Source organism: Nocardioides flavus (ex Wang et al. 2016) (assembly GCF_014653115.1).
In the GTDB taxonomy this organism is placed as follows: domain Bacteria; phylum Actinomycetota; class Actinomycetes; order Propionibacteriales; family Nocardioidaceae; genus Nocardioides; species Nocardioides flavus.
This window is the reverse complement of the sequence record NZ_BNAD01000014.1, coordinates 52,652-73,613: the sequence shown is the minus strand read 5'-3', so window position 1 is coordinate 73,613 and position 20,962 is coordinate 52,652. Positions and strand designations below refer to the sequence as shown.

The 20,962-nt window shown below is 71.6% G+C and carries 22 protein-coding genes and 1 pseudogene; 14 read left to right on the top strand and 9 right to left on the bottom strand.

All coding sequences use genetic code 11. The features are described 5' to 3' along the window. A partial coding sequence (locus tag IE200_RS20880) for an IS30 family transposase (RefSeq protein WP_229856740.1) occupies positions 1 to 617 on the top strand: 617 nt, incomplete at its 5' end. Between the two features lie 146 nt (positions 618 to 763). On the opposite strand, the pseudogene IE200_RS21070 reads toward IE200_RS20880, so the two are convergent. The 3 genes and pseudogenes from IE200_RS21070 to IE200_RS17570 form a co-directional block, all read right to left on the bottom strand. Beyond that, positions 764 to 877 (bottom strand): annotated as a pseudogene (locus tag IE200_RS21070) (NUDIX domain-containing protein); the annotation flags it as partial. Between the two features lie 58 nt (positions 878 to 935). Next, entirely contained in the window at positions 936 to 1,406 is a 471-nt protein-coding gene (locus IE200_RS17575) for a DUF6326 family protein (RefSeq protein WP_191280782.1), read from the bottom strand. A 130-nt stretch (positions 1,407 to 1,536) separates the two neighbouring features. Beyond that, positions 1,537 to 2,556: an App1 family protein gene (locus IE200_RS17570; protein WP_191280781.1), complete on the bottom strand. Its 1,020-nt coding sequence runs from the start codon at positions 2,554 to 2,556 to the stop codon at positions 1,537 to 1,539. Positions 2,557 to 2,730: 174 nt separating this feature from the next. On the opposite strand from IE200_RS17570, the gene IE200_RS17565 reads away from it, so the two are divergent. Then, complete coding sequence (locus IE200_RS17565; RefSeq protein ID WP_229856739.1) at positions 2,731 to 3,516, top strand: resuscitation-promoting factor; 786 nt, start codon at positions 2,731 to 2,733, stop codon at positions 3,514 to 3,516. 12 nt (positions 3,517 to 3,528) lie between these two features. Here IE200_RS17565 and IE200_RS17560 read toward each other — a convergent pair whose 3' ends face one another. Beyond that, a complete protein-coding gene (locus IE200_RS17560) occupies positions 3,529 to 4,395 on the bottom strand; it encodes a tryptophan 2,3-dioxygenase (RefSeq protein ID WP_191280780.1) in 867 nt (288 codons plus the stop codon). Between the two features lie 39 nt (positions 4,396 to 4,434). On the opposite strand from IE200_RS17560, the gene IE200_RS17555 reads away from it, so the two are divergent. The 3 genes from IE200_RS17555 (at position 4,435) to IE200_RS17545 (ending at position 7,993) form a co-directional block, all read left to right on the top strand. Further along, entirely contained in the window at positions 4,435 to 5,370 is a 936-nt protein-coding gene (locus tag IE200_RS17555) for a DNA-3-methyladenine glycosylase family protein (RefSeq protein ID WP_191280779.1), read from the top strand. A gap of 104 nt (positions 5,371 to 5,474) precedes the next feature. After that, on the top strand, positions 5,475 to 7,133 hold the full coding sequence (locus IE200_RS17550; protein ID WP_191280778.1) for an FAD-dependent oxidoreductase: 1,659 nt from the start codon (positions 5,475 to 5,477) through the stop codon (positions 7,131 to 7,133). A gap of 11 nt (positions 7,134 to 7,144) precedes the next feature. After that, a complete protein-coding gene (locus tag IE200_RS17545; RefSeq protein ID WP_191280777.1) occupies positions 7,145 to 7,993 on the top strand; it encodes a hypothetical protein in 849 nt (282 codons plus the stop codon). Here the strand turns inward: IE200_RS17545 and IE200_RS17540 are convergent. Further along, positions 7,953 to 9,197 carry a phospholipase D-like domain-containing protein gene (locus IE200_RS17540; RefSeq protein WP_308433022.1) on the bottom strand — a complete coding sequence of 415 codons (1,245 nt, stop codon included), beginning with the start codon at positions 9,195 to 9,197 and terminating at the stop codon, positions 7,953 to 7,955. The genes IE200_RS17545 and IE200_RS17540 overlap by 41 nt on opposite strands. A gap of 144 nt (positions 9,198 to 9,341) precedes the next feature. Here IE200_RS17540 and IE200_RS17535 point away from each other — a divergent pair, with 144 nt between their 5' ends. Both IE200_RS17535 and uvrB read left to right on the top strand, forming a co-directional pair. Continuing rightward, a complete protein-coding gene (locus IE200_RS17535) occupies positions 9,342 to 9,725 on the top strand; it encodes a dihydrofolate reductase family protein (RefSeq protein WP_229856738.1) in 384 nt (127 codons plus the stop codon). A 43-nt stretch (positions 9,726 to 9,768) separates the two neighbouring features. After that, complete coding sequence (gene uvrB, locus IE200_RS17530; protein WP_191280775.1) at positions 9,769 to 11,898, top strand: excinuclease ABC subunit UvrB; 2,130 nt, start codon at positions 9,769 to 9,771, stop codon at positions 11,896 to 11,898. 35 nt (positions 11,899 to 11,933) lie between these two features. Here uvrB and IE200_RS17525 read toward each other — a convergent pair whose 3' ends face one another. Next, entirely contained in the window at positions 11,934 to 12,461 is a 528-nt protein-coding gene (locus tag IE200_RS17525) for a DUF1707 SHOCT-like domain-containing protein (protein WP_191280774.1), read from the bottom strand. A 77-nt stretch (positions 12,462 to 12,538) separates the two neighbouring features. Here IE200_RS17525 and IE200_RS17520 point away from each other — a divergent pair, with 77 nt between their 5' ends. Beyond that, the gene (locus IE200_RS17520; RefSeq protein ID WP_191280773.1) at positions 12,539 to 13,096 is read left to right on the top strand and encodes a hemerythrin domain-containing protein; all 558 of its coding nucleotides are present in this window, start codon (positions 12,539 to 12,541) and stop codon (positions 13,094 to 13,096) included. Between the two features lie 30 nt (positions 13,097 to 13,126). Here IE200_RS17520 and IE200_RS17515 read toward each other — a convergent pair whose 3' ends face one another. After that, positions 13,127 to 13,786 carry a potassium channel family protein gene (locus IE200_RS17515; RefSeq protein ID WP_229856737.1) on the bottom strand — a complete coding sequence of 220 codons (660 nt, stop codon included), beginning with the start codon at positions 13,784 to 13,786 and terminating at the stop codon, positions 13,127 to 13,129. 76 nt (positions 13,787 to 13,862) lie between these two features. On the opposite strand from IE200_RS17515, the gene IE200_RS17510 reads away from it, so the two are divergent. Genes IE200_RS17510 through IE200_RS17485 form a run of 6 tightly spaced genes read left to right on the top strand, consistent with a single transcriptional unit; the run spans position 13,863 to position 19,064 of the window. Beyond that, the gene (locus IE200_RS17510) at positions 13,863 to 14,357 is read left to right on the top strand and encodes a hypothetical protein (protein ID WP_191280772.1); all 495 of its coding nucleotides are present in this window, start codon (positions 13,863 to 13,865) and stop codon (positions 14,355 to 14,357) included. A 10-nt stretch (positions 14,358 to 14,367) separates the two neighbouring features. Beyond that, positions 14,368 to 14,886 (top strand): hypothetical protein, encoded by a 519-nt coding sequence (locus tag IE200_RS17505; protein WP_191280771.1) that lies wholly within the window; start codon positions 14,368 to 14,370, stop codon positions 14,884 to 14,886. Positions 14,887 to 14,942: 56 nt separating this feature from the next. Continuing rightward, entirely contained in the window at positions 14,943 to 15,914 is a 972-nt protein-coding gene (locus IE200_RS17500) for an NAD(P)/FAD-dependent oxidoreductase (RefSeq protein ID WP_229856736.1), read from the top strand. Between the two features lie 27 nt (positions 15,915 to 15,941). Next, positions 15,942 to 17,219 carry a glycosyltransferase family 4 protein gene (locus IE200_RS17495; RefSeq protein WP_191280770.1) on the top strand — a complete coding sequence of 426 codons (1,278 nt, stop codon included), beginning with the start codon at positions 15,942 to 15,944 and terminating at the stop codon, positions 17,217 to 17,219. Further along, the gene (locus tag IE200_RS17490; RefSeq protein WP_191280769.1) at positions 17,206 to 17,949 is read left to right on the top strand and encodes a class I SAM-dependent methyltransferase; all 744 of its coding nucleotides are present in this window, start codon (positions 17,206 to 17,208) and stop codon (positions 17,947 to 17,949) included. The genes IE200_RS17495 and IE200_RS17490 overlap by 14 nt, the downstream gene beginning before the upstream one ends. Continuing rightward, positions 17,946 to 19,064, top strand: a complete 1,119-nt coding sequence (locus IE200_RS17485; protein ID WP_191280768.1) for a prenyltransferase/squalene oxidase repeat-containing protein — start codon at positions 17,946 to 17,948, stop codon at positions 19,062 to 19,064. Before IE200_RS17490 ends, IE200_RS17485 begins: the two co-directional genes overlap by 4 nt. Here IE200_RS17485 and IE200_RS17480 read toward each other — a convergent pair. Then, entirely contained in the window at positions 19,023 to 19,670 is a 648-nt protein-coding gene (locus IE200_RS17480; protein WP_191280767.1) for a class I SAM-dependent methyltransferase, read from the bottom strand. The genes IE200_RS17485 and IE200_RS17480 overlap by 42 nt on opposite strands. Positions 19,671 to 19,678: 8 nt before the next feature. After that, positions 19,679 to 20,962: an alpha/beta hydrolase gene (locus IE200_RS17475; RefSeq protein ID WP_191280766.1), complete on the bottom strand. Its 1,284-nt coding sequence runs from the start codon at positions 20,960 to 20,962 to the stop codon at positions 19,679 to 19,681.

The following is a 20,962-nucleotide window of genomic DNA, read 5'->3' as shown; positions in this document are numbered from 1 at the left end:
AGCTCAAGCGCGAGCTGACCGCGCACCTGCGCACCCGGCGGCAGCGTCGCAAAGCCCAGACCGGTGGGGCGAAGCGGGTCACGCTCGGGATCACCGATGACATTCGTATCTCCGCACGGCCGGCCGAAGCCGAGGACCGGGCGGTGCCCGGTCACTGGGAGGGGGACCTGCTGCTCGGCGGCACCGGGAAAGGGGCGGTGCTCACGCTGGTCGAACGATCCTCAAGGTTCGTGCTCCTCGCACCGCTGCCGGGCCAGCACCGCGCCGACCAGGCTCGGTGGACGCTCAACGAGATGATCGCGACCCTGCCGCTGGAGCTGCGCAAGTCAATCACCTGGGATCGCGGCAGCGAGATGGCCCAGCACGCCCGGTTCACCATCGAGTCCGGGATTCCGATCTACTTCTGCGACCCCCAGTCACCGTGGCAGCGCGGCACCAACGAGAACACCAACGGTCTGCTGCGTCAGTACTGGCCCAAGGGCGCCGACCTACGTCGCCTCACGATGGCCGAGTGCGATCGGGTTGCCCTGCAGCTGAACACCCGGCCCCGCAAGACCCTCGAATGGCAGACTCCCGGCCAGGCCCTCAACAAGAGGCTCGTTGCAACAGCCGTTTGAGTCCGCGTGGCCTCACCTCTTCCACTCGAACCTGTTGATGCGAACATGTGTTCGAGTATCACAGGAATCACGCACCAGGTCAAGGCGGCGGACTCAAACGGGGCCTTGCTGCATCGCCGCCACGAGTTCGTCGCGTCGCCCGGCTCCATGACGCCGCCGGGCAGGTCCCAGACGCCTGGATTCGCACGCTTGTCCGGCCTTCGGTGCACGAGCAGGACCCGCCCGTCGCGTACCAGTGCGCCCACGACGACCTGATGCATGTGCCCAGCAGAGCACGGGGGACCGACGGCCGGCTCCTTGCGCTGCCTCCGGTTGGAGTCAGGCCCGGACCCGGGCACCGTCCGGCGCGGTCGTCGAGGTCGCGTTGCGCGGCCAGGTCCAGGCGTACCGCACGACGAGGGCGAGAAGAGCGAGCTCCAGCACGATGGCCAGGCCGTAGAAGTACAGCCAGTCCTCGCCCACGATGTTGAACGCCGTGACGGGCACGTAGAGCGAGGCCACGACGAGGTTCGTGAGACGGTTCGCCCTCGCAGGGAGCACCACCGACAGCACGACCATGGAGATCGGGACGGCCACGAGGGTCAGTGCGGAGGTCGAGAAGGTCTGGGAGAGGTCGAACTCGAAGACCCTGCCGTCGAGGACGTCCTGGACGACTCCGGGGGTGAAGAAGTTGAGGATGTCCACGTAGGCGTAGAGGAACACGAAGCTCGTCCATGCCGCGGCGAGCTTGACCCTGATCGGGATCGGCTGCTCGTCCAGCGGGGTGGTGGGTTGCGGGATTCTCGTCATGGAGCCAACGATCGTCGGGCCAGGAGGCGAGCACCTCGGCCCGGAGGTCGGGCTTGCCTGGCCGATGGGACTCCCTCTGCCTCGGCCGTTCGGCCGGTACGCGCAGGCGTGAGGGGGCGAGGGCTCCGGGTCAGAGCAGGCCCAGCCCCTGCGCGTGCAGCCGTACGGCGTCGGAGTCGGCGGCCAGCACGAACGGCACGTCCGGACCCCAGGCGTCGGACACCTGCTCGACGCGGCCGTCGCCGGGGTCGAGACGTACCTCCCGGATGTAGACGGCGAGGATCCGGCCGGGGTGCTCGCGCACGATGTCGGCGTAGATCTGCGGGTCGTGCTCGCCGGAGTCGCCGAGGAGGACGAAGGACAGGTCCGGGTGGAGCTCGAGCACCTCGCGGATGCGGTCGTGCTTCTGCTCGCGACCCGCCCACGTGCCGAGGAGGTCGCGCAGCAGCACGGGCCCCAGCGGGAACCCGCGGTGGCGCAGGAAGCCCACGAGGAAGTCGTGCAGGTTCCACGGGCTCGAGGAGACGTAGAAGACCGGGTTGGTGCCCGCCGCGAGGTCGCGGTAGAGCTCCACCGCCCCCGGGAACGGCGTGCGGGTGAGCGAGGAGCCGGTGAGGGTCTGCAGGACCATCTTGCCGATCCGCTGCACGCCCGTCTGCAGGATGGTGTCGTCGACGTCGGAGACCACGCCGAACCGCGCCTGTGCCGACGGCACCCGCACCTCGACCGGCGTCGTGTGCGGACCGGCCACGCCGCGGTAGGACTCCCTCAGCTCGACGGTCCCGCGGGTCCACGGGCTCTGCAGGTCGCCGGGCGACGTGGGCACCCGTACGAGGAAGTAGCCGTCGGTGTCCGTGACGGCCTCGACGCTCACACCGCCGACCGTGACCGTCAGCGGGACGCCGGGCAGGTCGTTGGTCATGAAGTGCCCCAGGCTGCGCCGCACGGCCGCGCCGACTCCCTCGCCGTCCTCGGCCTCGGAGGCGAGGGGGTTGTCGAGCACGCGCCCGCGCACGACCACTCCGCCCGTGCCGCCGTGACCGATGTAGGCCTCGATCCGGAAGTGCTCCGGGCGGCGGGAACGGGACCGGCGCAGACGCGCACCGTCCCACGCGCGCTCAGCGGCCACGACCACCCGTCGAACGTCCATGGGGCCACCGTATGCGGGGCCGTGCCGTCGATCCGGGCCGACCCGGATTCGACATGGTCGCGTGAACGTGTTCTGGTGGAGGTGCCGCAGGCCCTGTCCCCGCCTCGAGCGGGGCCGCCTCCCATCGCGAGGTGCGCCGCGGCCCGTCGTCCCCAACCGTGAGGTTCGAAGCACGTGTCAACCACGCCCGTCCGTTCCCTGTCCGCCGGCCTCGCCGCGGTCGCACTCACCCTGACCCTCGTGCCCGGCAGCGCCGCCGCCGAGGATTACCGCGAGGCCGTCGCCGTACGTGTGAAGGTGGCCGACCAGCCGCCGGTCGACGTCGCCACCGTCCCGCAGACCTGGCCTGGGCAGCTCCTCGAGGAGCAGGGCGTCGACGTGGACGGCAACGACCTCGTCGACGTCGTCCGTGACGGCCGCGAGGTCTCCGGCAAGGGCAAGCGCCTGCGCCAGGGCGACGTCGTACGCCTCACCGAGGTGGTCAAGGAGCGCAAGACGAAGCGCACCAAGGTCCGCCGCGGCGTCGTCGAGGTCCCCACGACCGAGCTGAAGCCCGGCAAGCGCAAGGTCGTGCGCACCGGCCGACCCGGCGTTCGGAAGGTCGTCGCCGTCAAGACGCTGCACAACGGCGAGCCCGTGAAGTACCGCGTGGTCAAGCGCAAGCTGGTCCGGGAGCCGCGCCCGCGCCGGGTGCTGGTGGGCCGCAAGCCCTACTCCGTCGCAGGTGCCGACGGCCTCAACTGGGGCGCGCTGGCCAACTGCGAGTCGGGCGGCAACCCGCGCGCGGTCAACCCGGCCGGCTACTACGGGCTCTACCAGTTCGACCTCGGCACGTGGCGCAGCGTCGGTGGCTCCGGCCTGCCGACCGCCGCGTCGGCCGGCGAGCAGACCTACCGCGCCAAGCTGCTCTACAAGCAGCGCGGCCGCTCGCCGTGGCCGACCTGCGGCCGCCTGCTCTGACCCGACCCTGGCTCACTGCCCGATGAGCGTGCGCACCTCGTAGAGCTCCGGGAAGAACGTCAGGCTCAGCGCGCGACGCAGGAAGTCGACCCCGGACGACCCGCCGGTGCCGACCTTGTGGCCGATGACGCGCTGCACGACCTGCAGGTGACGGAAGCGCCACTGCTGGAATGCGTCCTCGATGTCGACGAGCTCCTCGCAGGTCTCGTACACGCCCCAGTGCTCGGCGGGCGCGGCGTAGACGGTCGCGAACAGGGCCACCAGGTCGGGATCGGTGGTGTGCGGCTGCGACCAGTCGCGGTCGAGCAGGCGCTGCGGGACGTCGTAGCCCTGCCGCGAGAGGTGGGCGAGGAACTCGTCGTAGAGCGACGGCTCGTGGAGCAGCTCGGTGAGCGCGGTGCGGGCGACCTCGTCGTGGGAGAAGACGTCGACCATGTCGGCGTTCTTGTTGCCCAGGAGGAACTCGACCTCGCGGTACTGCGCGGACTGGAAGCCCGAGCTGGTAGCCAGGAACGGGCGGATCTCGGCGTACTCGCTGGGCGTCAGCGTCGCGAGCACGGACCACTGGTCGGTCAGGGTGTGCTGGATGTGCTTGATCCGCGCCATCCGCTTCAGCGCGGGGGAGAGGTCGTCGGTGCGCAGCAGCGCGCGGGCCGACCGCAGCTCGTGGACCATCAGCTTGAGCCACAGCTCGCTGGTCTGGTGCTGGACGATGAAGAGCAGCTCGTCGTGCTGGGGCGGGTCGGACAGCGGCTGCTGGGCCGACAGCAGCACGTTGAGGCGCAGGTAGTCGCCGTAGGACATGGACCTCGAGAAGTCCTTCTGGATGCCGTCCTCGAGGTCGCGCTTGTTCGGTGTCCCGCCCGTTCCTTCTGACATGGGTGCAACGTAGTCGGTGGTCTCGTCTACCGTCGCCCCATGCCCCCCACGACCGCCGAGCGCACCCGCACCTGGGTGCCCGACTGGCCGTGCGCGCCTGCCCAGGTGCTGCGTCCGCAGCGGCGAGGCGCGGGTGACCCGACCCAGCGGCACCTCGACGACGGCCGCGTGTGGCGAGCCATGCGTACGCCCGCGGGGCCGGCGTCGCTGTGCGTGCAGCCGCGACCCTCGGCCGGCGAGGTGGTCGGACGGGCGTGGGGGCCGGGGGCCGAGTGGGCGCTCGAGGCGATGCCGGCGCTGCTCGGTGCCGAGGACGACCCGACGGGATTCGAGCCGCACCACCACCCCGAGGTCGCCGAGGGCTGGCGCGCCCACCAGCACTGGCGCATCGGCCGCACCGGCCTGGTGATGGAGTCGCTGGTGCCGTCGATCCTCGAGCAGAAGGTGACCGGCAAGCAGGCCTTCGGCTCGTTCCGCGAGCTCGTGCGCCGTCACGGCGAGCCCGCGCCCGGGCCCGTGGCGTCGCTGCGGCTGATGCTCCAGCCGACGCTCGAGGCGATCGCCGCGATCCCGTCGTGGGAGTGGCTGCGCCTCGGCGTGCAGCCGGCCCAGTCGCGCACGGTGGTGACGGCCTGCCGGCTCGCGGCGTCGCTGGAGCGGATCGCCGACGTGGCGGTCGACGAGGCCGACCGGCGGCTCCGCTCGGTGAGGGGGATCGGGGTGTGGACGAGCGCGGAGGTCCGCCAGCGGGCGCTCGGCGACGCCGACGCGGTCAGCTTCGGCGACTACCACCTCGCCAACTGGGTCGGCTGGGCGCTGGTCGGCCACGACATCACCGACGAGGAGATGGGCGAGCTGCTGGAGCCCTACCGGCCGCACCGGGGGAGGGCGGCGACGATGGCGATCGCCGGCGGCCGCACCCGCCCGCGCCGCGGGCCCCGGATGAGCATCCCGACGCACCTGCCGACGCGCTGAGCGGTCCCGGTCGGCGGCGGTCCAGACCCCCACACATGGTGTCGCCGCCCGACGCGACGCGGGAGTAGCGTCGATCCGTACGGGAGGACCCGAGGGAGGCCGTCATGGGCGACGCCGATCCCGTCCTGCTGCTGGCCACCACCGACGAGGCGTCGCGCGACGTCGTGGGGTCGGAGCTGCGGCGCAGGTACGGAGGTGACTACGAGGTCGTCGTGTGTGCCGACCACGGCCACGCGCGGGCGGTGCTCGAGGGCCTGCGGCGGTGGGGACGCCAGGTGGCGCTCGTGATCGCCTGCTACGGCCCCGGGGACCGGCACGGTCTTGACTTCCTGCGCCGCGTCCACTCCTCGCACCCCTCGGCCAAGCGCGCCGTCGTGGGGATCTGGGGCGACTTCGCGAGCACCGCGGACGTGTTCGGAGCCGTCGCCCACGGCCACGCCGAGCTGGTCCTGCTCCGCCCGGAGCGACGGCGCGACGAGGAGTTCCACGGCGCCGTCACCGACACCCTCGACGACTGGCACCTCGCCCAGGGCATCGGGTTCGAGGCGGTCCGCATGATCGGCGAGCAGCGCGACGAGCGCACCCACGCGCTGCGCGACCAGTTCGGCCGCAACCACATCCCCGTCGGCTTCCACCAGGTGGGCACGGAGTCGGCCAACCGGCTGCTCGCAGGGCTCGGGCTGCACGACCCGGACCTCCCGGTCCTGCAGCTGGCGTTCACGACGCCCCCGACCACCCTGGTCGCGCCGAGCGACCTCGAGATCGCCGACGCCTTCGGCCTGACGCGGCCGCCGTCCGCGGACCGCGTCTACGACGTCGTCGTGGTCGGCGCCGGTCCGAGCGGGCTGTCCGCGGCCGTCTACGCCTCCTCGGAGGGCCTGTCCACGATGGTGGTCGAGCAGTCGGCGGTCGGTGGGCAGGCCGGCACGTCGTCGCTGATCCGCAACTACCCCGGCTTCTCCCGCGGGATCAGCGGCGAGAAGCTGGCCTGGCGGTCGTTCCAGCAGGCGTGGTCCTTCGGCACCGAGTACTCCTTCCTCCGGCAGGTGCAAGGTCTCGGCACCGACGGCGACCTGCGTACGGTCGAGCTCTCCGACGGGAGCCTCATGCGCGCCCGCAGCGTCGTCATCGCCACGGGCGTCGACTACCGCCGCCTCGACGTCCCCGTGCTGGAGTCGCTCGTGGGGCGCGGCGTCTTCTACGGCGCAGCGGTGTCCGAGGCGCCGTCGATGGCAGGCACCGAGGTGTACGTCGTGGGCGGCGGCAACTCGGCCGGGCAGGCGGCGCTGCACCTGGCCCGCTACGCCCGGAAGGTGACGCTGCTGGTGCGGGGGCCGTCGCTCGCGGCGAGCATGTCGGACTACCTGATCGCCCAGCTCGAGGCCACCCGCAACGTCACGATCCGCTACCGCACGGCCGTGCTGGGCGGTCGCGAGGAGGACGGCTGCCTGGCCGGGCTCACCCTCGGCAACCCGCGTGGGCGCTCGCGCGAGCAGGTGCCGGCCGGCGGGCTGTTCGTGCTCATCGGCTCGGTGCCGCGCACGTCGTGGCTGCCCGCCGAGATCGCCCGGGACCAGGCCGGCTTCATCCTCACCGGGCAGGACGGCCGGCTGCCGCTGGAGACCAGCATGGCCGGCGTGTTCGCTGTGGGCGACGTGCGTTCGGGGTCGATCAAACGTGTCGCGACCGCGGTTGGCGACGGCGCCACCGTGATCGCGCTGCTCCACGGCTACCTCGCGAACCATCCCGTCCCGACCCCGTGACCTGCCACCCCATGACCCCGGTCACGCGCCCGGTCCGCCTGGTGCTGCTGCTCGCCGCGGTCCTCGTGTTCCTCGCAGGCCTGCAGCTGACGGTGTTCCCCACCCGGACCTCCGACTGGTTCGCGTGGACGATCGACGTGCCCATGACCGCGGTCTTCCTGGGTGCCGCCTACTGGTCCGCCGTCGTCCTCGAGCTCGCCGGCGCCCGCGCCGCCGGTTGGGGCCGGGCGCGGCTCACGGTCTGGGCGGTGCTCGTGTTCACCGTGCTCACGCTCGTGGTGACCCTGGTGCACCTCGACGGGTTCCACCTCGGTGCCGAGCACCCGGTCTCGGCGCGGGTGGTCACGTGGGGGTGGCTCGCGATCTACGCCGGGGTGCCGGTGCTGATGGTCCTCGGCCTGCTCGCCCAGTCGCGCGCGCCGGCTCCCGTCGCAGCGGGCACGCGGGTCGTACGGCGGCTGCCGGCCGCGCTGCGCGGGCTGCTGGCGGGGCTCGCGGCGGTGTTGCTGATGTCGGGCCTCGCCCTCCTGGTCGTCCCGACGTCTGCCGCGGCGGGCTGGTCGTGGCCGCTGACCCCGCTGACCGCCCGCGCCGTCGGCGCCTGGCTGGTCGGGCTCGGCTGGGCGGCGGGTCACGCCTGCACCATCGACGACGCGGGCGACGTCCGGCCGCTCGGCGCCACCGGCTGCGCGTTCGTGGTCCTCCAGGCGGTGGCGCTGGGGAGGTACGGCGACGCGCTCGACCGGTCGTCGTGGCAGGCAGTGGCCTACGCCGTGGTCCTGGCGTGGATCGCCGTGGTGTCGGCGTGGATCCTCGCGCTCAGAGCAGCGGACGCAGCGGAGCGAGGAAGGTCTCGGTGAACTTCCGGTTGAGGTCGCGCGCCTCCCACTCGTCGAGGGTCAGCTCGAGGCAGTTGGACTCGTCGACACGGAACACCTCCTCCATCACCTCGGCGAACGCCGCGTCGATGACCTCGAGGTTGACCTCGTAGTTGCCCTGCAGGCTCAGCCGGTCGATGTTGGCCGTGCCGACCGTCGACCAGCTGCCGTCGATGGTCGCGGTCTTGGCGTGCACCATCGCGTCGCGGAAGCGGAGGATCCGCGCACCTGCCCGGAGCAGCTGGCCGTAGTAGCCGCGCGAGATCCAGTCGGCGACGATGTGGTTCGACTTCAGCGGCAGCAGGATCCGTACGTCCACCCCGCGGCGAGCGGCGTCGGCGAGCGCGTCGACGAGGTCCTGGTCGGGCAGGAAGTAGGCCGTCGTGAGCCAGATGTTGCGGCTCGCCCGGTTGATCGCCTCGAGGTACATGCTGCGGATCGGGAAGTTCCACTGCCGCGGGACGTTCTTGTGGACCCGGATCTGCGGGTCCCACTCCGACGCGGTCTCGATCAGCAGGGGCCGCTCGTTGCGGCGCAGCCGGTGGTGGCGGTTGAGGTTCCAGAAGTCGGCGAACGCCCGCTTGAGGTCCCACACCCCGGGACCCGTGATCCGTACGTGCGTGTCGCGCCACTCGGTGGCGTAGGCCGAGCCGATGTTGTAGCCGCCGAGGAAGGCGACCTCCTCGTCGACGACGAGCATCTTGCGGTGGTTGCGGCCGTAGCGGCGCAGGTCCCACACCCGGAAGCCGGCGGTCCACACCGGGTAGCGCAGCACCTTCAAGGAGGGGTGGAAGCGCTTGAAGGCGGGGGAGACGACCATGTTGGCGAAGCCGTCGTAGACGCAGTGCACGTCGACCCCGCGCGCGGCGGCGGACGTCAGGGCGGTCTTGAACTTCCACCCGATGTCGTCGCCCTTCCAGATGTAGGTCTCGAAGAGGATCTGCTTCTTCGCGCCGTCGATCGCCGCGAGCATGTCGTCGTAGAGGTCGCGCCCGAAGGTGTAGGTCGTGATCTCGCCGTCGCCGACCGGGACGGTGTCGGGGCCACTGATCGGGAACGGCTTCGGCTTCTTGCCGCGACGGCGGTAGGAGTCGACGAGCGACAGCGCGACCGCCACGCCGAACTGCAGCCCGACGAGCGCGAGCAGGGCGCGCCGCAGGGCGGTCAGCGTGCGGGCGACGGTCACGCGCTCAATCTAGCCACGCGGCCCAGCGATCGTGCTGTGCGACCCGGCTGGCACGACGAGGCGGATGCGCCTCCTCGTCTACCTCGTCGCCCGCCCGCCCGCGACGCGACGGGCCTCTCGGGTCCGGGGCTGCACTTCGACACCGTGGTGGAGGGGAGGGGGTCGTACGACATCGGGCTCTCGGCGGGCCTGACCGACGCCTATCCGCACCTGCGCCACCTGGTCGTCTCGCGCACCCTCGCCGACCGCGGCGACCTGCCCGTCGAGCTCGTCGCCGGCGACCCGGTCGCGCGGGTACGCGAGCTCAAGGCCGAGCCCGGCCTCGACGTCTGGCTCGTCGGCGGCGGGACGCTCGCGCACGCCCTCCTCCCCGAGATCGACCGGCTCGTCCTGAAGGTCAACCCCTCCGTCATCGGTGACGGCAAGCGTCTCTTCGAGGGGCCGTTCGCCCACGCCCGCTTCGAGCACGTCGACCAGGTCGACCTGGCCGGCGGGGTGCGGGTGGTCACCCTCGACCGCGTGCGCTGACCGCCGGGGGCCGGCTGTCGGTGGCGGCCCGTACGCTCGACCCATGCGTCCAGTGACCGATCTCCAGCGCCGGGTGGCCCCCTTCAAGGTGGTCTCCGACTACGAGCCGTCGGGCGACCAGCCGGCCGCGATCAAGGAGATCGTCGAGCGGATCGAGGGCGGCGTCCAGGACGTCGTGCTCCTCGGCGCCACCGGCACCGGCAAGACCGCCACGGTGGCCTGGGTGGCCGAGCAGCTGCAGCGGCCGGTGCTCGTCCTCCAGCCCAACAAGACCCTCGCCGCCCAGTTCGCCAACGAGCTGCGCCAGCTGTTCCCCGACAACGCGGTGGAGTACTTCGTCTCCTACTACGACTACTACCAGCCCGAGGCCTACGTCCCCCAGACCGACACCTACATCGAGAAGGACTCCTCCATCAACGAGGAGGTCGAGCGGCTGCGCCACAGCGCGACCAACAGCCTGCTCACCCGCCGCGACACCATCGTGGTCTCGACGGTGTCGTGCATCTACGGCCTCGGCACCCCGCAGGAGTACGTCGACCGGATGCTGCGGCTCAAGGTCGGCGAGGAGCACGACCGCGACTCCGTGCTGCGCCGGCTCGTCGAGATCCAGTACACCCGCAACGACATGTCCTTCACCCGAGGCACGTTCCGGGTCCGCGGCGACACCCTCGAGATCTTCCCGGTCTACGAGGAGCTCGCGATCCGGGTGGAGTTCTTCGGCGACGAGGTCGAGCGGCTGATGACGCTGCACCCGATCACCGGCGAGGTCGTCTCCGACGACACCGAGCTGCACGTCTTCCCCGCCACCCACTACGTCGCCGGCCCGGAGCGGATGGAGCGGGCGATCCAGGGCATCGAGCTCGAGCTCGAGGACCAGCTCGCCACCTTCGAGAAGCAGGGCAAGCTGCTCGAGGCGCAGCGCTTGCGCATGCGCACCACCTACGACATCGAGATGATGCGCCAGGTCGGCTCGTGCTCGGGCATCGAGAACTACTCGATGCACATGGACGGCCGCAGCCGCGGCAGCGCCCCCAACACGCTCCTCGACTACTTTCCTGAGGACTTCGTCCTCGTCATCGACGAGTCCCACGTCGCCGTGCCGCAGATCGGCGGCATGTACGAGGGCGACATGTCGCGCAAGCGCAACCTCGTCGACCACGGCTTCCGCCTGCCCAGCGCGATGGACAACCGGCCTCTGCGGTGGGAGGAGTTCGTCGACCGCATCGGGCAGACGATCTACCTCTCCGCCACGCCGGGCAACTACGAGCTCGATCGCGTCGGCGGCGTCGACAACACCGTCCAGCAGATCATCCGGCCGACCGGGCTGGTCGACCCCGAGGTCGTCGTCAAGCCGACCAAGGGCCAGATCGACGACCTCATCCACGAGATCCGCGAGCGCGCCGACAAGGGTGAGCGGGTCCTGGTCACCACGCTGACCAAGAAGATGTCCGAGGACCTCACCGACTACCTCCTCGACGCCGGCATCCGCACCCGCTACCTGCACTCCGAGGTCGACACGCTCAAGCGCATCGAGCTGCTGCGCGACCTGCGCCTCGGCGAGTACGACGTGCTCGTCGGCATCAACCTGCTCCGTGAGGGCCTCGACCTGCCCGAGGTGTCGCTCGTCTCGATCCTCGACGCCGACAAGGAGGGCTTCCTGCGCTCCGACAAGTCGCTCATCCAGACGATCGGCCGCGCCGCGCGCAACGTGTCCGGCCAGGTCCACATGTACGCCGACAAGATCACGCCGTCGATGGAGAACGCGATCGAGGAGACCAACCGTCGCCGCGCGATCCAGGTCGCCTACAACACCGAGCGCGGGATCGACCCGCAGCCGCTGCGCAAGAAGATCGCCGACATCACCGAGATGCTCGCCCGGGAGGACGAGACCACCCAGGAGCTGCTCAAGACCTGGGCCGACGTGGGGCAGAAGGGTCGTGCGGGCGGGGTCAAGGCCGGCAAGTCCCCGACCCCCGCGCTGTCGAGGATCCACCAGGAGGCCCCCGACACCGCCGGCATCCCGAGCAGCGACCTGGCCGAGCTGATCCAGGAGCTCACCGACCAGATGAAGACGGCGGCGGCCGAGCTGCAGTTCGAGGTCGCGGCCCGCCTGCGCGACGAGGTCAACGAGCTCAAGAAGGAGCTCCGCCAGATGATGGAAGCGACGAAGTGAGAGCGAGCGCGCCGGCGACGACGTGAGCGCCTCGACTAGAACTCGTCCGGGCGCCGCCTGAGCTGTCTTTCCTGCTCCTTCTGCTGCTTCTTCTCCAGCCGCCGGGTGTGCTCCTCGACGATGTCGCGCTTGTTGACGACGATGCGCGCGAGGTTCATCAGCGCGAAGCCCATCGGGAAGAGCGGCCAGGGGAACCCGCCCCACGTGGTTGCCGCCCAGATGGTCCAGAGCAGGGCGGAGAGGCCGATCAGGCCGAGCAGTGCCTCGCGCCGGTCGGCCTCCCACTTCCGGACGGCCTGCTCGTGGAGGTCGCCGGTGCCGGATCGCGGAGCACAGGCGACGGGGAGGTCCTCGACGAGGGGGACCAGCTCACCCAGGGTGCGGCTGGAGAGAGCGGCGCCGGTGCGCTCGTCGTACTCGGTCCGCGTGATGCGTCCCTCCGCGAAGGCGTCGGCCAGGACGGTCTCGATCACGGCGCGGTCGCGGTCGGAGGCCCGCAGCGACGCGTTCGCCGGGCTCCGCGGGTCGTGGTCGAACTGCCGCCACACCTCGATCTCCGCCACGTCGCCAGCATAGGCACGGCACACCCGTCCGGAGGAGAGCACTGGTCCCGGTCGGGGGCGCTCGCTAGGTTCACGGCATGAGCACCCCCATCGACCTCGGAAGGCCGGTCTCCGGCGACGTCATCGACCTGATCCTGGAGGACCACCGTCGGTTCGAGGCCCTGATGCGCCAGCTGCGGGACAGCTCGTCGGACCGCGACGCCGTGCGCAAGGCCCTCTCCGCCCTCCACGTGGCCCACGCCGAGGCCGAGGAGAAGCACGTCTACCCCAAGCTGCGCCGCAAGGACGCGATCACCGAGCACGAGGCCGAGCACGGCGAGGAGGAGCACGCCGAGGGCCACGAGGCGATGCTCAAGGTGCTCGAGCTCAAGGGCACCGACACCCAGGCCTTCGACGACGCCGTCGAGGAGCTCGCGACCGCGCTCAACCACCACCTCACCGAGGAGGAGCTGACGATCCTCAACCCGGCGAGGGACGAGGTGGGCGAGCAGGTGCGCGCCGAGCTGGGCGTGGCGTTCGCGACCGAGCGCAACAAGCAGCTCGACGCCGACTGCGGCAGCATCGACAACGTACGCCGCATCGTCCGCGAGGCCGAGCAGGAAGGTCTCCTCGACGACGAGGACGACGAGGAGTGACGCCCCGGCGGGTGGCTGGCCGGGACCGCGTCAGCGCCGGTGGCGCATCATCGTGAGGCCGACCATCCGGGACACGACCATCGCGACGTAGAAGACGCCGACCATCATCTCGATCATCACCACCGACCGCGCCTGCGGGCCGACCGCCACGATGTCGGACAGGCCGACGCTGGTGAGGGTCGAGAACGACAGGTAGAGCAGCTCGAACCACGAGTGGTCGAACCCGCCGGCGTTGGTGAAGGACCGCGGCCACACCACCTGCAGGGCGGCGTACAGGTGGGCGAAGCCCCACGCCACCACGGTGAAGGCGGCCCCGGTCGCGTAGTACTCGTCGGTGGTGACGACGTCGTCGTGGAACAGGTACCGCAGCATCGCGTAGGAGACGTAGAAGTAGAACGGCGCGTGCAGCAGGCCGGACACGAGGACGATCGGGTCGATGTCGGCGAAGATCGCCTCGAGCAGCGTGAAGACGATCGTGGGAGCGCCGAGGAAGAACACCACGCGGCTCACGTGGGGAGTGCGTCGGACCGCGAGGACCGCTGAGCCCACGGCGAGCATCCCGATGACGCCGAGGAACGCACCGCCCAGCCGCGAGCCGCCGAGGAAGGGCCACGCGAGCACCTGCAGCAGCTGGGCGCCGAGCAGCATCGCGGACGGGTGCGCGGTCAGGTGGTGGATCGATCGGGTCACGAGGACGGAGTCTAGGGACGCCGACGACCGGCGCGGATGAGCGGCGCGGCGGCGCTCGCTGGGCTAGGTTCGCCCGGTGGGCGTACGAGCGAGGAGCTGGCTGGCCGGGGCACTGGTCGTCGTGCTCGTCGGCCTCCTGGTCGCGATCGGTCTGGTCGTCACGTCCCGCGACACCGTGGACGCCGACCTGACGGCCGCGCAGCGTGACGTCGCGGCGGCCGCCCGCGCGGAGGCGCTCGCGTTCCTCACCGTCGACCACGAGGACATGGACCCGCTGGTCGACGCGGTCCTCGCCGGTGCGACCGGGGACTTCGCCGAGCAGTACGAGGCGCAGCGCGAGACGTTGGTCCGCGAGGCCGTGCGGACCGAGGCGACCTCGGTGCCGGAGGTCGTCGCGCTCGGCGTGGGCGACCAGGACGCCGACTCCGCCACGGTCCTCGTCGCGGCCAACAGCACGGTCACCAACAGGGGCACGGGTGCCGAGGGACAGGTCCGCTACTACCGCCTGCGGCTCGACCTCGTCCGCGAGGACGGCCGGTGGCTCACCGACAACCTCCAGTTCGTGCGGTGAACGGAGCGTGATGGCGAGCAGGCGGTGGGTCGCAGGGCTGGCGGTGCTGGTGTGCGCAGCCGCGTTGGCCTTGGTCTGGGTCGTCCGCGACGGCGCACCCGTGCCCGCAGGCGACGTCAGCAGCGCCGACTCCGCCAGCGCGTCCGTGGTCTCGGCGGCGGTGAAGACCGCCGTGCGCGAGCGCGCGGCCGAGGGCGCCACTGCGGCGTACGGCTTCTCGTGGCGCACGCTCGCCGACGACAAGGCGGCGGCCCGGGCGCTGATGACCCCGGCCATGCAGGCTCGCTACGACCGCACGATGGCCGGCGTCGCCACCACGAGCCGCCGGGACCGCACGGTGGTGACCGCCGAGGTCGTCGACACGGCCCTGGTCACCGCCTCGTCGGACCACGCGCGGGTCCTCGTCTTCGTCAACCAGCGCACGTCCGGCGACGACCTGGCGGCGCCACGTCTCGACCTCGACCGCGTGCTGGTCTCGCTGGAGCGCATGGACGGCGAGTGGAGGGTCAGCGAGCTCGACGCATTGTGACGCCTGAGCGGCCCGGCCCCTTGTGGGCGGCTCGCCCGACCGGAAGGATCCGCGACGTGGACGACGTGACGACCGACCTGCTGATCATCGGAGCCGGGCCGACGGGCCTGTTCGCCGCCTACTACGCCGGCTTCCGCGGCATGAACGTCGCGGTGGTCGACTCGCTGCCCGAGCTCGGCGGGCAGATCACCGCGATGTACCCGGAGAAGGCGATCCTCGACGTCGCCGGCTTCCCCAGCGTCAAGGGTCGCGACCTCGTCGAGGGGCTCGTCGCCCAGGCCGCGACGGCCCACCCGACGTACCTCCTCGACCGCACCGCCACCACGCTCGAGCACGGCGAGGACGAGGTCGTGGTCACCCTCGACGACGGCACCCGCGTCACGGCCGGGGCGGTCCTGATCACCTCGGGGATCGGGAAGTTCAGCCCCCGCCCGTTGCCGGCCGGCGAGGGCTGGGTGGGCCGGGGCATGGAGTTCTTCGTGCCGAGCTTCGCCCCGTACGCCGGCAAGGACGTGGTCGTCGTCGGGGGAGGGGACAGCGCCTTCGACTGGGCCCAGCACCTCGAGCCGATCGCCGCGTCGGTGACGCTGGTGCACCGACGCGACGCCTTCCGCGCCCACGAGGGCACCGTGGCCGCGGTCCAGGCCTCCAGCGTCGAGATCATCACCAACGCCCAGGTGACCGAGCTGCGCGGCGAGGCCCACCTCGAGGAGGTGGAGGTCACCGTCGACGGCCAGGAGCCGCAGGTGCGCAAGGCCCAGGCGCTCGTCGCCGCGCTCGGCTTCATCGCCGACCTCGGCGCGATCCAGCAGTGGGGCCTCGAGACGCAGAAGCGCCACGTCGTGGTCGACTCCGCGATGCGGACCAACCTGCGGCGCGTGTTCGCAGCGGGCGACATCACCGACTACCCCGGCAAGGTGCGGCTGATCGCGGTGGGCTTCGGCGAGGCCGCGACTGCGGTCAACAACGCCGCCGTCGTCCTCGACCCGAGCGCCCACGTCTTCCCCGGCCACTCCAGCGAGGGGTGACTACCCGCGAGTAGGCATAATGACCGGGTGCGCATCGCCATGCTGTCCTACCGGAGCAAGCCCCACTGCGGAGGGCAGGGCGTCTACATCCGCCACCTCAGCCGCGAGCTCGTACGCCTCGGGCACGAGGTCGAGGTCTTCTCCGGCCAGCCCTATCCCGACCTCGACGAGGGGGTCGTGCTGACCAAGGTGCCGAGCCTCGACCTCTACCGCGAGCCCGACCCGTTCCGCGTGCCGCACCTACGGGAGTTCCGCGACCGCATCGACGTCGAGGAGTTCCTCACGATGTGCGCGGCCGGGTTCCCCGAGCCGAAGACCTTCAGCTCGCGCATCGCCCGGCTGATGAAGGACCGCGCCGCCGACTTCGACATCGCCCACGACAACCAGGTGCTCGGCACCGGCATCCTGGAGCTCGAGTCCTACGGGCTGCCGGTCGTCGCCACGATCCACCACCCGATCACCATGGACCGGCGCATCGACCTCCAGACCGCCCCGTCGTGGCGCAAGCGCCTCACGCTGCGCCGGTGGTACGGCTTCCTCCGCATGCAGACCCGTGTGGCCCGCCGCTACCGCAAGGTCCTGACGCCCTCGGAGTCGTCGCGACGCGACGTCGCCCGCGACTTCGGCGTCGACCCCGCCCGGATGCAGACGATCCTCCTGGGCGTCGACGACGTCTTCGCCCCGCCGAGCGAGCCGCGCGTGCCCGGCCGGATCCTCGCGATGGCCAGCGCCGACGCGCCGATGAAGGGCATCGCGACCCTGCTCGAGGCGTTCGCCAAGCTCGCGGTGGAGCGCGACGTGTCGCTCGTGCTGGTCACCCGGCCCGAGCCCGGCGGTCGTACCGAGCAGCTGATCGACCAGCTCGGCATCGGGGAGCTCGTCACCTTCGTCAACGGCGTCACAGACGAGGAGCTGGTGCGGGTCATGGGGTCCGCCGAGGTCGCCTGCGTGCCGTCGCTCTACGAAGGGTTCTCGCTGCCCACCGCCGAGCTGATGGCGTGCGCGACCCCGCTGGTGGTGTCCCGCGCGGGCGCGATCCCCGAGGTGGTCGGCCCCGACGGGGTCTGCGCCGAGCTGGTGACGCCCGGCGACGTCGGCGAGCTCGAGCAGGCCGTCGCCGCGCTGCTCGACGACCCCGAGCGGCGCGCGGCCATGGGGGCGGCCGGCCGTGCCCGCGTCGAGGAGATGTTCAGCTGGCGCGCCGTGGCCGAGGCCACGGCCGCCGCGTACGAGGAGACCATCGCCGACTTCCGCCGCGAGCGGGGTCCGCGAGAGCAGGAGGAGAGCCGCCGTGCTGACCGTTGACTTCGACCGCCTCGGCCTGCGCCCGGGCGACCGCGTGCTCGACATGGGCTGCGGCGCCGGCCGGCACGCCTTCGAGATGTACCGTCGCGGCGCCGACGTGATCGCGTTCGACCAGGACGCCGACGAGCTGGCGATCGTGCGCGAGTGGTTCACCGCGATGCGGGAGGCCGGCGAGGTGCCCGAGGGCGCGGAGGCCGACGTCAAGGAGGGCGACGCGCTCGCGCTGCCGTTCGCGGACGGCGAGTTCGACCGGATCGTCGCCGCGGAGGTCCTCGAGCACATCCACCACGACGTCGACGCCATCAAGGAGCTCGTGCGCGTGCTCCGACCGGGCGGCACGCTCGCCGTCTCCGTGCCGCGCTGGCTCCCCGAGGTCGTCAACTGGAAGCTGTCCGACGACTACCACAACGCCGAGGGTGGGCACGTCCGCATCTACACGGCCGAGGAGCTGGTCGACAAGGTCACCAAGGCCGGCCGCTCCAACGACGGCACCCCCGGTGACGCGATGGTCTTCACCGGCCGGGACCACGCCCACGGCCTGCACACGCCCTACTGGTGGATCAAGTGCGCGGTCGGCGTCACCAACGACGAGCACCCGCTCGCCAAGGCCTATCACAAGCTCCTCGTGTGGGAGATCATGGAGAACCCCAAGGTCCTCCAGTACGCCGGCAAGGTGCTCGACCCGCTGATCGGGAAGAGCATGGTGCTCTACTTCCGCAAGCCGGCATGAGCGAGGTCCTCACCCGCGCCCAGGTCGAGCAGACCGCCGCGACGATCGAGGCGATGCAGGAGCCGTCCGGCGCGATCCCGTGGACGCCGGGGGAGCACACCGACGTCTGGAACCACCTCGAGGCGGCCATGGCGCTGATGGTCGGCGGGCGCCGCGAGGCGGCCGAACGCGCGTTCGCCTGGGTCCGCGAGACCCAGCGGGCTGACGGGTCGTGGCCGATGAAGACCGTCGCGGGCGAGGTGGAGGACCACTCCGGCGAGACCAACATGTCGGCGTACGTCGCGGTCGCCACGTGGCATCACTGGCTCGTCGCGCGCGACGAGGCCTTCGTGCGCCTGATGTGGCCCACGGTGCGGCGCGCGCTCGACTTCGTGACGTCGCTCCAGCTGCCGTTCGGCGGCGTCTCCTGGTCGCAGGAGTGGGCCGACGGCGCGCCGTCCGTGGTCAACGAGCAGGCGCTCCTGGCCGGCTCGTCGAGCATCCACCACTCACTGCGGGCGGGTGTCGCCCTCGCCCAGCTCGTGGGGGAGACGCAGGTGGAGTGGGAGCTGGCCGGGGGCCGGCTCGGACACGCGCTGCGCGAGCACCGCGACCTGTTCCTGGACAAGTCCGAGTTCTCGATGGACTGGTACTACCCGGTGCTGGGCGGTGCGGTGCGTGGCGACGCGGCGCGCGAGCTGCTGGCCGAGCGCTGGGACACGTTCGTCGAGCCCGGGCTGGGGATCCGGTGCGTGTCCACCAACCCGTGGGTGACCGGGGCCGAGACGTGCGAGCTGGTGCTCGCGCTCGAGGCCATCGGCGACCGGGACCGGGCCCGGCAGCTGCTGGCCGACATGCAGCACCTCCGCACCGACGAGGGCTCCTACTGGACCGGCTATGTCTTCCCGACCGACCCGGACCAGCAGGGCGGCAACTGGCCGGCGGAGCAGACGACCTACACCGCGGCGGCCGTGGTCCTGGCCGTCGACGCGCTGACCGACGGCACCCCCGGGGCCGACATCGTGCGCGGCACCACGCTGGCCGCCGACTTCGCCGAGATCGGCCTCGAGTGCGGCTGCACGCCGTTCCCCGCCTCAGGGGAGCGGGTCGCCGGCCTCACCGGACGTACGTCGTAGCACCCGCATCGACCCGACTGCCTCCACCTCGGTGAAGGCGCCGCTGGCCAGCGCCGGGAGGTAGATGTCCTCGTAGGGCGGGCGCCCTCCGTCCGCCGGGTCGGGGAAGACGTCGTGGATCGCCAGCAACCCGCCGGACGCGACCCAGCGCGGCCAGGTGCGGAAGTCCGCACGGGCGGGCTCGACGCCGTGCCCGCCGTCGATGAACAGCAGCGAGAGCGGCGTACGCCACCAGGTGCCGACGGTCTCGGAGCGCCCGACGACCGCGACCACCTGGTCCTCCAGCCCCGCAGCGGCGATCGTCCGGCGGAACGTCGGGAGGGTGTCCATCAGGCCGAGGTCGGCGTCGACGAGGGTGTCGTCGTGGTGCTCCCAGCCGGCCTGGTTCTCCTCGGAGCCCCGGTGGTGGTCGACGGTGAAGACGGTGCCCCCGACCTCGCGCGCGGCCGCGCCCAGCCAGATCGCCGACTTGCCGCAGTAGGTCCCGACCTCGAGGGCGGGGCCGTGCGGGAGGCGTACGCGGGCGCAGCGGTGCAGCAGCTCGCCCTCGTCGTCCGGCATGAACCCCTTGGCGGCGAGGGCGTGCGCGAGGAGGTCGGCCGGCATGGACGCGCTCATCCGGCGTCGGACAGCTGGTCGGGGTCGACGCCGCTGTCGGCCGCGAGGCCGCGACGCCAGGTGCTCCAGTGCCAGGAGAGGTAGCGGTCGACCGCACGCACGGCGTGCGCGCTGCGGATCGAGTGGAAGACGTCGAAGGCGTGCTGCGCACCCGGCAGCTCGGCGTAGACCACCGCCGCTCGGGAGGTGCGCCGCAGCTCGGCGACGAACAGGCGCGCCTGGTCGACCGACACCAGGGTGTCGAGCTCGCCGTGGATGACGAAGAAGTCCGGGGCGTCCGGCGTGATGCGCAGGATGGGCGAGGCGGCCTCGTAGAGGTCGGGCGCGTCGTCCCAGGTCGTCTGCATGACGCGCGGGCCGAGGAAGCCGTCGCGCATGGCGACGGCGCTGCTCAGCCCGGTCGAGCCGGCCACGTCGTAGACGCCGTAGAACGGCACGGCCGCCTGCACGCGCGTGTCGGCGTCCTCGAAGCCCGGCTGGAACCGGCTGTCGCCGGGCGTCAGGGCGGCCAGGGCGGCGAGGTGCCCGCCCGCCGAGCCGCCGGTGATCACCAGGTAGTCGGGGTCCCCGCCGTAGTCGGCGATGTTCTCCTTGATCCATGCGATGGCCCGCTTGACGTCGACGATGTGGGCCGGCCACGGGTCGCGAGGTGAGAGGCGGTAGTTGATGGCCACGCACACCCAGCCCTTGGCGGCCATGTGGTTCATCAGCGGTCGGCCCTGGTGCTCCTTCGCCCCGATGGTCCAGGCGCCACCGTGGACCTGCAGGAGCACCGGGGCGTCCTCGATGGCGTCCTCCCCGGCAGGGAGGTAGATGTCGAGGTGGCCGCGACGGCCGGCCTCGGAGTAGGGCAGGTCGCGGATCACCCGCACGTCGGCGTCGGCGAAGTTGAAGGGCCTCGCCAGGCGTCGCCACGGCGTCGCCGGGTCGGCGGGGGTCGGTACCTCGTCGAGCTGCTCGACGTAGTCGACGCCGAGACCCTCCACGAGCGCGTCCTCCAACCCGTCCTTGACCCGGGTGCTCTGCCTGATCATGTGGGCGAGCCCGAGCGCGCTGGCGCCGGCCAGCGCGAGGCCGGCCTTGGCGCGCAGGCCCTTGCGGCGACCCCTGGTCAGGTGGGCGGCGGCGTCGAGCGCGGTCAGGGCGAGCACCTGTGGTGCCGTCTCGCCGATCAGCCACCCCGCGGCGAAGGACGGTACGCCGGCCCGCTGGTTGCGCGGCGGCCGCACTGCGTTGGCGGTGAGGGCGGCGATCACGGACTGGCGGGTCAGGAAACTCAC

Excerpts from the sequence above, each read along its gene's own strand:
- IE200_RS17575 (WP_191280782.1), bottom strand. The coding sequence starts at position 1,406 with ATGACGAGAATCCCGCAACCCACCACCCCGCTGGACGAGCAGCCGATC.
- IE200_RS17570 (WP_191280781.1), bottom strand. The coding sequence starts at position 2,556 with ATGGACGTTCGACGGGTGGTCGTGGCCGCTGAGCGCGCGTGGGACGGT.
- IE200_RS17560 (WP_191280780.1), bottom strand. The coding sequence starts at position 4,395 with ATGTCAGAAGGAACGGGCGGGACACCGAACAAGCGCGACCTCGAGGAC.
- IE200_RS17555 (WP_191280779.1), top strand. The coding sequence starts at position 4,435 with ATGCCCCCCACGACCGCCGAGCGCACCCGCACCTGGGTGCCCGACTGG.
- IE200_RS17550 (WP_191280778.1), top strand. The coding sequence starts at position 5,475 with ATGGGCGACGCCGATCCCGTCCTGCTGCTGGCCACCACCGACGAGGCG.
- IE200_RS17545 (WP_191280777.1), top strand. The coding sequence starts at position 7,145 with ATGACCCCGGTCACGCGCCCGGTCCGCCTGGTGCTGCTGCTCGCCGCG.
- uvrB (WP_191280775.1), top strand. The coding sequence starts at position 9,769 with ATGCGTCCAGTGACCGATCTCCAGCGCCGGGTGGCCCCCTTCAAGGTG.
- IE200_RS17520 (WP_191280773.1), top strand. The coding sequence starts at position 12,539 with ATGAGCACCCCCATCGACCTCGGAAGGCCGGTCTCCGGCGACGTCATC.
- IE200_RS17505 (WP_191280771.1), top strand. The coding sequence starts at position 14,368 with ATGGCGAGCAGGCGGTGGGTCGCAGGGCTGGCGGTGCTGGTGTGCGCA.
- IE200_RS17485 (WP_191280768.1), top strand. The coding sequence starts at position 17,946 with ATGAGCGAGGTCCTCACCCGCGCCCAGGTCGAGCAGACCGCCGCGACG.
- IE200_RS17480 (WP_191280767.1), bottom strand. The coding sequence starts at position 19,670 with ATGCCGGCCGACCTCCTCGCGCACGCCCTCGCCGCCAAGGGGTTCATG.